We start from the raw sequence: 10128 nt of genomic DNA on the forward strand, positions 1-10128 counted from the left end.
GCGGGGGCGCCGGGACGCTTTGGCCGCCACCGGCGCGACCGCCGGGCAGCTGACCGACGAACTGGCCGCCGAGCTGGACGACCTCTTTGCCCCGTACGGGGAGATCACCGACTTGGCCTTTATGGGGGACGTCTGCACCCGGGTGGAGCGCGCGCTGCTGGATTCCCGCGGCCTGCTGGAGCGGACCCGGCTGGAGGCCGGCAACCAGCTGGTGAAGATCTTCGAGTCCTACGGCAGGCAGTGGGGATCAGACCACGGCACGTCGCTGGAGGCCGCCGCCGACTACGAGGCGCGCTACCACGACATCGTGGGCGAAGGGCTGCCGCAGCGGGAGGCGGAGTTCCGCGAGTACTTTAACAACCGCACCTACGAACGCTTCAGCGACCTGCTCCAGTTGCTGGACGAAGAACGCCGCAGCATTGCGTCCCGCCTGCAGCCGCTGAACCAGATCCTGCGGCGGGTGAAGTACCACGAGGACAGCCACCTTCAGATTGAGATCGCCAACGCGGTGCCCGACGCTTCGCACAAGTTCCGCACCGACCTGAAGAACGCGCTGCCGGTCATGGGCAGGCGGCAGACCGCCGAGGACATGGACGCCCGCTACCTCGCCCTGGAGCGGATTGTGGAGAGGCTGGCCTCCGAGGACGAGCGCCGCTGGCGCGCCGAGGTCCTGGACGTGCGGTCGCACGTGGACATCACCTGCACCAATCTGCTGGCGGACGGCCGCGCCTACACCAACCTGCAGGCCAGCCTGATGTCCGGCGGCGAGGGCCAGCGCTTCACCGCTTTCATCATGGCGTCGGCGCTGGCCTACCAACTGGGCATCGCCGGGCAGGGCTTCAGCACCTTCGGCACGGTGATGATGGACGAGGCCTTCGTGAAATCATCGCTGGCGTTCGCCGAGGCCAGCATCAACGCGCTGCACGAATTCGGTTTCCAGCTGCTGTTGGCCGCCCCCGAGGACAAGGTGGACCTGGCCCGCTTCCTCGGTTCGGTCACCGAGGTCCTGCGCGATGAATCCGCCAACCGGTCGGGCATCCTGGAACGCGGCCACTCCCTGGCGCGGCCGGTGGACATCGTGTTGCGCTGATTGCTCGTCCCTGGCTGACCTCGCCTCCAGCCTGGCCTCCATCAACGCACTCCCCCGGGCGGACGGGCGTCGCGCCGCCGTATACTTTTGAGCATGCCGATCACGCACCTCAACCGTGGCCTCTACGTCCAGCAGTCCGCCGTCGAGCAACGCGGAGGCGATCTGTGAGCGGCGGTCTCGTTGCCCTGCTCGACGACGTCGCAGCCCTGGCCCGCATCGCGGCCGCCTCGGTGGACGACGTCGCGGCGGGCGCCGCCAAGGCCGGGGCCAAGGCCGCCGGCGTGGTGATCGACGACGCCGCCGTCACCCCGCAGTACGTGTCCGGGGCGGACCCTTCCCGCGAACTGCCGATGATCAAGCGCATCTTCTGGGGCTCGCTCCGGAACAAGCTGCTGATCATCCTGCCGGCGCTGCTGCTGGTCAGCGCCTTCATCCCGGGGGCGATCCCGTTCATCCTTATGCTGGGCGGCACCTACCTCTGCTACGAGGGTGCCGAGAAGGTCTGGCACAAGCTTCGCGGCCACCACGAGGTCGACAAGGCGCCGGCGGTCGAGCGGGGTCCCGAGGCGGAGTCCAAGGTCGTCAAGGGCGCCATCACCACCGACTTCATCCTGTCCTGCGAGATCATGGTGATCTCGATGAACGAGGTGGGTGACGCCTCCCTGTGGGTCCGGGCGCTCATCCTGGTCGTCGTGGCGATTGCAATCACGGTGCTGGTGTACGGCGCCGTCGGGCTCATCGTCAAAATGGACGACATCGGCCTGCACCTGACCACCAAGGACTCCGCGGGCTCGCAGCGCTTCGGCGCGCTGCTCGTCAAGGGCATGCCCGCGGTGCTGGCCGCGATCACTTTCATCGGCACGATCGCCATGCTCTGGGTCGGCGGCCACATCATGCTCCAGGGGGCATACGACCTCGGCTGGCACGCTCCCTATGACCTGGTCCACGTCCTCGAGGGCCCGTTCGCCGGGATCCCGGTGGCCGGCGGCTTCCTGGCCTGGCTCGTGAACACCCTGTGCTCGGCCGTCCTCGGACTCGCTTGGGGCCTGGTCGTCATGGCCATCCTGCACCCGCTGCTCAAAGTGCTGCCCTTCGGCAAGAACAAGGGCGGGCACGAAGAGGGCGACGCCCGCGCCGCCACAGCCGGCCATCGCCCGCCGGGGCGCGACGCCGATCCCACCCCTTAGTCTCCGGCCGCCGGGTCTCCACAAAATCCCAGCCCTAGCCCCGTGCAGCGACTGTTCCAAAAGCGGTCCCTCGGGCGCTATGCCCCCGGAGGGCCAAGTTCCACAGGATTTACTCGGCAGGGCCTCCCACGACTGGACGGTCATCGGGATCTCGTGGAGGAATCTAGCGGCCGGGGCCAAGATCACCTGATCCGACTCGTTCCCCCAGAAGATCGGTCAGGAGGCTCAAGTCGCGGGCGCCCTGCCCATAGTCGAGCACGGTGGTTCGCAGCCGCGGCCGGCAAGATGCGTAAACTCTGGTGCCTGCGCTTGTCTCATAGTTCTTGATTTCGATGACCTCGCCCCAGCTCCAAAAGTTGATCCGTGTGTGGATGATCATTCCGCCGGGGACCGCCTTGATCCGTGAAAATCTCTTCTCGCTGCGCACTATGGAACGAAGTTCTTCGTGCAACGCCTGAAGCCCGATGGGCACCGTGAACTCTTTCGATGCCCTCACGCCTTCTACGTGGATTTCCTGGGACGCAGCAGTCGCCCTGGAACTCCGGCCGCGGACTGCAGCTGCCACGATCAGTACGACAGAAACGAGCAGCCACCCCGGAAGCAACCAGTCCGGAAGGCCAGAGCCTCCACTCAAAAAGGCCTCCACTACCGTGCAGTTATGCTGCTCCCGGCCTGGATTCTCTTAGCCGCGAACCGCGATGGGTTAGGTAGGGCAAAGCGTACTGTTTTCACGGCTGTGCGGGTAGCTTCAAAGTCCAGCCGGAAGGCCCATTCTCCATCTCTCTCACGGCCCCTATCATGAGCCCATGCAGACGCATGGCCTCCTCATTGTCGGTTCCGCTGTTTCTTGTTAGTCCGGCAGTAGGAATAGTCCGACTTTCTGGTGTTCGCGTGAACCCGATCATTTGCTGCGGTGAGACGCAGCCCTCCGTCCGGGGCTATCCTCGCTGGCATGGGATCAGCATGGGATCCGGGTCTGCCGGGTGTGCTGCGGCTGCCGTCGGGGAGGCTGCTGCGTGGCCGCGCACTGCGTCTTCCGCTGCCGCCGGGTCCCGCGCCGGAATTCGCCCTGTACCTGACGCGCCGGGCGCCGACTTCCACCCTGTGGGAGCAGCGGTGGCTGCGTTGGCGCGATCTGCGGCTGCCGGAGGACCTATCGGAGGCCGAGGAGGCCTTCCGCGAAGCCTGGCTGCGCGCCGGCGACGAGCGGGTGGAGGTCGCCTGCCACGGAGGCCGGGGGCGGACCGGCACGGCGCTGGCCTGCATCGCGATTCTCGACGGCGTTCCCGCCCCCGAAGCCACCGGGTGGGTCCGTAAGCACTACCGCCCCGGCGCCGTCGAAACCCCGTGGCAGCGACGGTTTGTGCGCCGGTTCCCCCAACGCCAGTAGCGGGCTGCGCCTCTTACGCCAGCACGCTGCGGTAGACGCCCAGGGTCTTCTCGGCGATGGAGTCCCAGGAGAAGTGCTCCTCGGCGCGCCGGCGGCCCGCCTCGCCCTGGCGGCGGGCGGCGGCCGGATCATCCAGCGTCTTGTTAAGCGCGGCGGCGAAATCGCGGACGAACTGTTCCTCGTCCAGCGGGGTGCCCGTCCCGTCGCTCGCCTGCTCCAAGGGCACCAGGGTGCCGGTGACGCCGTCGTCGACGACCTCCGGAATGCCGCCGGTGGCGCTGGCCACCACCGGGGCGCCGCAGGCCATGGCTTCAAGGTTCACGATGCCCAGCGGTTCGTAGATCGACGGGCACGCGAAGACGGTGGCATGGCTGAGCACCTGGATCAGTTCCGGCCGCGGGAGCATCCGCTCGATCACCACGACGCCGTCGCGGGTCCCGCGCAGCCCGGCGACCAGCGAATTCACCTCGGACGCCAGTTCAGGGGTGTCGGCGGCGCCGGCACACAGCACCAGCTGCACTTCCGGCGGCAGCAACGCCGCGGCGCGCAGCAGGTACGGCACGCCCTTCTGCCGGGTGATCCGCCCCACGAAGACCACGCTGGGCCGGTCCGGGTCGATCCCCAAGGCGCGCACCGCGTCGTCGTCGTGATCGGGTGTCCATTCCTTCACGTCCACGCCGTTGTGGACCACGTGCACCCGGTCCGGATCCACGTCGGGGTAGCTGCGCAGAATGTCCCGGCGCATCCCGGCGGACACGGCAACGACGGCGGCGGCCGCCTCGTAGGCGGTGCGCTCCGCCCAGGACGAGAGCCGATAGCCTCCGCCCAACTGCTCCGCCTTCCACGGCCGCAACGGCTCCAGTGAATGCGCGCTGAGCACGTGCGGCACATCGTGCAGCAGCGACCCCAAATGCCCGGCCATGTTGGCATACCAGGTGTGCGAATGGATGAGGTCAGCACCGGCGAAGCCGTCCAGCATCTCAAGGTCGACGCCGAGGGTCTGCACCGCGGCATTGGCTTCCCGCAGTCCCGCGGGGACCCCGTAGCTGCGCACCGTTGCGCCATGGAAGTCGGACGGCCGGTCGGCCCCGAAGGCATGCACGCGCAGATCCACCCTGCCGGCCAGTACCCGGCTGAGCTCGGCCACGTGCACGCCGGCTCCGCCGTAGATCTCGGGCGGGAATTCTTTTGTCACAATGTCTACACGCACGACACCTAACGTAGTGCACGCCCGGCCCTTCCTCTACTGTGTGTTGACAAGGGGGACGTGTGTCGGTCCGCTACTGGACCGCGAATGCGATGGGATGGACGATGCCACAGAAGAAGGTTTTGGCCGTTGTGCTTGCCGGCGGCGAGGGAAAGCGCCTGATGCCGCTCACTGCGGACCGGGCCAAGCCGGCGGTGCCGTTTGCCGGCAGCTACCGGCTGATCGATTTCGCATTGTCCAACCTGGTGAATTCCGGGTACCGGGAGATCGTGGTGCTGACGCAGTACAAATCGCACAGCCTGGACCGGCACATTTCCGAAACCTGGCGCATGGCCGCGCAGTTGGGCAACTACGTTGCCTCTGTACCGGCGCAGCAGCGGCGGGGCAAGAGCTGGTTCCTGGGCAGCGCCAATGCCATCTACCAGTCCCTGAACCTGATCCATGACGCCCGGCCGGACATCGTGGTGGTGGTCGGCGCGGACCACGTCTACCGGATGGACTTCTCCCAAATGGTGGAGGAGCACATAGCGTCCGGTGCGCCCGCCAGTGTGGCCGCGGTGCGCCAGCCGCTCGCGCTGGCCAATCAGTTCGGCGTGATCGAGTCCGAGCCCGACGCCCCCACCAAGATTCGCGCCTTCGTGGAGAAGCCCGCGACCACTCCCGGCCTGGCGGATGACCCGGACAGTTTCCTGGCGTCCATGGGAAACTACGTCTTCAACACGGACGCACTGCTGCAGGCCCTGGAAGTCGACGCCGAGCGGCTGGACACCAACCACGACATGGGCGGCGACATCATCCCCTACTTCGTGGAACGCGGCGAAGCAGCCGTCTACGATTTCACCGCGAACGACATACCCGGCTCCACCGGGGCCGACCGGCAGTACTGGCGCGACGTGGGCACGCTAGATTCCTACTACGAAGCCCACATGGACCTGATCAGCCCGCTGCCCGCCTTCAATCTCTACAACCTGCGGTGGCCGATCTATACACGTCAGTCGGTGTCTCCCCCGGCCAAGCTGGTGCGCGGAGTCAGCGGCACCGCGGGCACTGCGCACGACTCCCTCCTGTCCCAGGGCGTGGTGGTTTCGGGTGCAGAAGTCACCGAGTCGGTGCTCTCCACCGACGTCTTCGTCGCCGAGGGCGCCCAAATCCACGGGAGCGTGCTGTTGGACAAGGTGACGGTGGGCGAGGGAGCCGTGGTCCGAAGGGCCATCGTGGACAAGAATGTCCGCATCCCGGCCGGCGCCACGATCGGGGTCGATCCCGAACTGGACCGCGCGCGGGGCTTCACGGTCACCGAATCCGGGCTGACCGTCCTGAGCAAGGACCAGAAGGTCATCCTCGGCCCCACGGCGAGCGCTCAGCACAAGGCCGCTTCATTGTAGCTCAGCGTACAGGTTTGTAGCTTTGTCCTGCTTTTCCCGGCATCTCCCCTGTCGCCACGATTTCGAACGCGCCCGGACCGCGGACTCCAGGCGGTACGGTAGCGAAGTGCCTCAACCTCAGTCACCGGAGCCCCGCCCTATCCGGCCCGGACCGCCCGCGGGGCCGCAGGATCCGGGGCGGCGCGCCACACCCTGGCTGCTCCGCGTCGGACCGGGGCTGCTCTTTGCAGCGGCCGCAGTAGTAGCCGCCCACGGCCTGCACTGGCTCGCGCCGGCCGTCCCGGTGATGAGCTTCGCCGTGGTCCTGGGGATCCTGGCGGCGAATCTGCCGCCTACTGCTTCGTGGACCGGCGGAGCCGCGCTTCCCGGGCTGGCCTTCTCCGGGCGGACGCTGATGCGGGCCGGGATTGTGCTGCTGGGTGCCCGGCTGGCGCTCTCGGACCTGGCCGAGCTGGGCTGGTTCGCGCTGGTGCTGGTGGTTCTGGTGCTGCTGCTGGCGTTCGGCGGAACCTACTTGCTGGCGCGTTGGCACCGTTTGCCCGGCGACCAGCCGGTGCTGCTGGCCGCTGGATTCTCCATCTGCGGGGCCTCGGCCATCAGCGCCGTCGCCGCTGCCCGGGGCAGCCGAAGCCAGGACACGCTGATGCCCGTCGCCTTGGTGACGCTGTGCGGCACGCTGGCCATCGGCGTCCTGCCGGCCGTCATGGCGGCCACCGGCATGACCCCTGCAGTGTTCGGCTTCTGGACCGGAGCTTCGGTACACGACGTCGGACAGGTCGTCGCCACCGCGCAGAGCGCCGGCACGGCGGCCCTGACCATCGCCGTCGTCGTCAAGCTCGCCCGCGTGGTGATGCTGGCACCCGTGACCGCCGCCGCAGCCCTGCACAGCCGGCGGAAAACCAAGGCGGGAGCCGCACGCGGACACCCAACCGGCAGGCCCGGCAAGCAGCCGCCGCTGGTGCCGCTCTTCGTACTCGGTTTCCTCGCCCTGATGATGCTGCGCAGCACGGGATGGTTGCCGCAGCCGGTTCTGGACGGCTTGGCGTTGGTGCAGGAACTCCTGCTGGCCGCGGCACTGTTCGGGCTGGGCTCGGCCGTTCGCTTGCGGGAACTGCTCCGGTCCTCGCTGCCGGCCATCTCCACGGCCCTGCTTTCCTGGCTGCTGATCGCCGGACTGGGGATCGTTGCAGCCTGGCTGGCGATGGGCGGACGCTGAGGGGCCGCAACCGGACCTGCGCATGGTTAAATGGGCCGGATGACGAACCAGAACCTCAGCCGCGACGAAGCGGCCGCACGGTCACACATCCTGCAGGTGGAGAGCTATGAGGTCTCGCTGGACCTGCGCAACGCCGAGGACCCCGACGCGCCGGGTTTCGTCTCCAGCACCGTCATCACGTTCAGCTGCAGCGCACCGGGCGCCACGGTGTTTGCCGACTTCATCCACGGCGGTGTCCACTCCGTCACGCTCAACGGCCGGCCCCTGGACCTCGACGACGTCGTGGACGGTTCCCGGATCACGCTGCCCGGCCTCGAGGCCGAGAACCAGGTCACGATCACGGGCACCGCGCTGTACAGCAGCAGCGGCGAAGGGCTCCACCGGTTCGTCGATCCGGTGGACGCGCGAACGTACCTCTACACGCAGTACGAACCGGCCGACGCGCGCCGCGTCTTCGCCAACTTCGAGCAGCCGGACCTGAAGGCCAGCTTCAGCTTCCACGTTGCCGCCCCCGACCACTGGCTGGTGGCCTCGAACGCCGCGGTGGCCGTGACCGAGCCAATGGGCTCCACGCCCGGCTACTCCGTCCGCCGCTTCGAGCCGACGCCGCGCATCTCCACCTACATCACCACCGTCCTGGCCGGGCCCTACCACGCGGTAAGGGACAACTGGCAGGGCACCCTGCCCGACGGAGGACAACTCAGTGTGCCGCTTGGCGCCTACTGCCGCGCCTCGCTGGCCGATTCCTTCGATCCGGAGCAGATCTTCGCCGTCACCAAGGCCGGCCTGGACTTCTTCCACGAACTCTTCGACTACCCCTACCCGTTCGGCAAGTACGAGCAGGCGTTCGTGCCCGAATACAACCTGGGCGCCATGGAGAACCCAGGACTGGTCACCTTCACCGAGGCCTACGTGTTCTCTTCCCGGGCCACCGACGCCCAGTACCAGGCCCGCGCCAACACCATCCTGCACGAGATGGCGCACATGTGGTTCGGCGACCTGGTCACCATGAAATGGTGGGACGACCTCTGGCTGAAGGAATCGTTCGCCGACTACATGGGGTCCTTGGCGTCCGCCGAGGCCACGCAATGGACCAACGCCTGGATCACCTTCGCCAACCGGCGCAAGGGGTGGGCGTACGTGCAGGACCAGCTGCCCACCACCCACCCCATCGTCGCCGACATCCCGGACCTGGAAGCGGCCAAGCAGAACTTCGACGGCATCACGTATGCCAAGGGCGCCTCGGTGCTCAAACAGTTGGTGGCCTATGCCGGTTTCGACTCCTTCGTCGGTGCCTCGCGCCGGTATTTCCGTGAACATGCCTACGGCAACACCTCGCTGGCCGATTTCCTCACCGCCCTCAGCGCGGCTTCCGGCCGGGACATGGAGCAGTGGGCGCGGCAGTGGCTGCAGACCGCCGGCATCTCCACGCTGGGCGTGGACCTCGAGTACGACGGCGGTGCGATCGCCTCCGCGGCCATCGTCCAAGAGGCGGTGGATCCGGTGACGCACGAGCCGTCCTTCCGGACGCACCGGCTGCGGCTGGGCCTGTACAACCCGGACGCCACCGGCCGGCTGGTCCGCACGGACCAGCTGGAGCTGGACGTGGCGGGCCCGCGGACCGAGGTTCCGGAACTGGCGGGCCGGAACCTTCCCGCCCTGCTGCTGCTCAACGATGAGGACTTGAGCTACGCCAAGGTCGTCTTCGACGCCCGCTCCCTGGAAACGGTGCTCTCCGCCCTGGACATGGTCACCGATCCGCTGGCCCGCGCCCTGTGCTGGTCGAGCCTCTGGGACATGGCCCGCGACGGGCGCCTCCCCGCCGCCGACTACGTGGAGGCGGTGCAGCGCTTCGCCCCGGCGGAAACCGAGAACAGCGTGCTGCAGGTGGTCCTGGACTGCGCCAAGGCCGCGATGGACCGCTACGCACCGGCGGGCCTCCGGACGGGCCTGCGGGAAGCCTTCCTGGCCGCAGCGCGCCGGGAGGTGGAAGCGGCGGAGCCGGGCAGCGACCGGCAGCTGACCTGGGCGCGGTCACTGGCGGCGGTCGGCCGCGCGGATGACGGCCAGGCGCGGTTCCTGCGCGGCCTGCTGGACAAGACCACCGTGCTGGAGGGACTGAAGCTGGACACGGACCTGCGCTGGCGTTTCTGGCAGGCACTGGCGGCCACCGGCCACGCTTCGGCGGCGGAGCTGGATGCGGCCCTGGAAGCCGACCGCAACGCGGCGGCGCGTGCCGGCCATCTGGCCGCCATGTCGGCGCGGCCCGCTCCGGAAGTGAAGGCCGAGGCCTGGCACACCGCAGTGCATACCGATTCGCTGTCCAACGAGCTGCTGGACGCCACCATCGATGGTTTCTGCCAGGGCCCGCGTGAGCTTCACGCCGGGTATGTGGAACCGTACTTTGAGGAACTCGATCGGATCTGGTCGGTGAAGAGCATCGAGATAGCGGGCAGGCTGGTTCGGGGGCTCTACCCCATCGCCCAGGACCTGGTCTCCGGACAGGAACCTGCCGAACACCCCGTCGTCGTACGCACCGATGACTGGCTCGACAGCCACGCGGAGGCGCCGGCCGCGCTTCGCCGCATCGTCATTGAACAGCGCGACCATCTGCTCCGGGCACTCCGCGCGCAGCAGGCCGGCACCCGGGGCT

The 10128-nt window shown here is 68.0% G+C and carries 8 protein-coding genes; 6 read left to right on the forward strand and 2 right to left on the reverse strand.

The window, feature by feature from the left end:
- Positions 1–1090 (forward strand): SbcC/MukB-like Walker B domain-containing protein (locus AC5RV2_RS10515; RefSeq protein ID WP_494092285.1); only part of this gene is annotated, 1090 nt, incomplete at its 5' end.
- A gap of 164 nt (positions 1091–1254) precedes the next feature.
- On the forward strand, positions 1255–2277 hold the full coding sequence (locus tag AC5RV2_RS10520) for a DUF808 domain-containing protein (RefSeq protein ID WP_494092286.1): 1023 nt from the start codon (positions 1255–1257) through the stop codon (positions 2275–2277).
- Between the two features lie 163 nt (positions 2278–2440).
- On the opposite strand, the gene AC5RV2_RS10525 is transcribed toward AC5RV2_RS10520, so the two are convergent.
- The gene (locus tag AC5RV2_RS10525) at positions 2441–2773 is read right to left on the reverse strand and encodes a hypothetical protein (protein ID WP_494092287.1); all 333 of its coding nucleotides are present in this window, start codon (positions 2771–2773) and stop codon (positions 2441–2443) included.
- 456 nt (positions 2774–3229) lie between these two features.
- Between AC5RV2_RS10525 and AC5RV2_RS10530 the strand changes: the two genes are divergently transcribed.
- Entirely contained in the window at positions 3230–3667 is a 438-nt protein-coding gene (locus AC5RV2_RS10530; RefSeq protein WP_494092288.1) for a protein-tyrosine phosphatase family protein, read from the forward strand.
- Positions 3668–3680: 13 nt separating this feature from the next.
- On the opposite strand, the gene glgA is transcribed toward AC5RV2_RS10530, so the two are convergent.
- The gene (glgA, locus tag AC5RV2_RS10535) at positions 3681–4877 is read right to left on the reverse strand and encodes a glycogen synthase (protein ID WP_494092289.1); all 1197 of its coding nucleotides are present in this window, start codon (positions 4875–4877) and stop codon (positions 3681–3683) included.
- 89 nt (positions 4878–4966) lie between these two features.
- Here glgA and glgC point away from each other — a divergent pair, with 89 nt between their 5' ends.
- The 3 genes from glgC to pepN all read left to right on the forward strand — a co-directional run.
- Positions 4967–6259: a glucose-1-phosphate adenylyltransferase gene (glgC, locus tag AC5RV2_RS10540; protein ID WP_494092290.1), complete on the forward strand. Its 1293-nt coding sequence runs from the start codon at positions 4967–4969 to the stop codon at positions 6257–6259.
- Positions 6260–6365: 106 nt separating this feature from the next.
- A complete protein-coding gene (locus tag AC5RV2_RS10545) occupies positions 6366–7475 on the forward strand; it encodes a YeiH family protein (RefSeq protein WP_494092291.1) in 1110 nt (369 codons plus the stop codon).
- A gap of 39 nt (positions 7476–7514) precedes the next feature.
- A partial coding sequence (gene pepN, locus AC5RV2_RS10550) for an aminopeptidase N (protein WP_494092292.1) occupies positions 7515–10128 on the forward strand: 2614 nt, incomplete at its 3' end.

This window comes from Arthrobacter sp. Y3225116, assembly GCF_059091245.1.

Coding starts and splice junctions, on each gene's coding strand:
- AC5RV2_RS10530 (WP_494092288.1), top strand. CDS start 3,230: ATGGGATCAGCATGGGATCCGGGTCTGCCGGGTGTGCTGCGGCTGCCG.
- glgC (WP_494092290.1), top strand. CDS start 4,967: ATGGGATGGACGATGCCACAGAAGAAGGTTTTGGCCGTTGTGCTTGCC.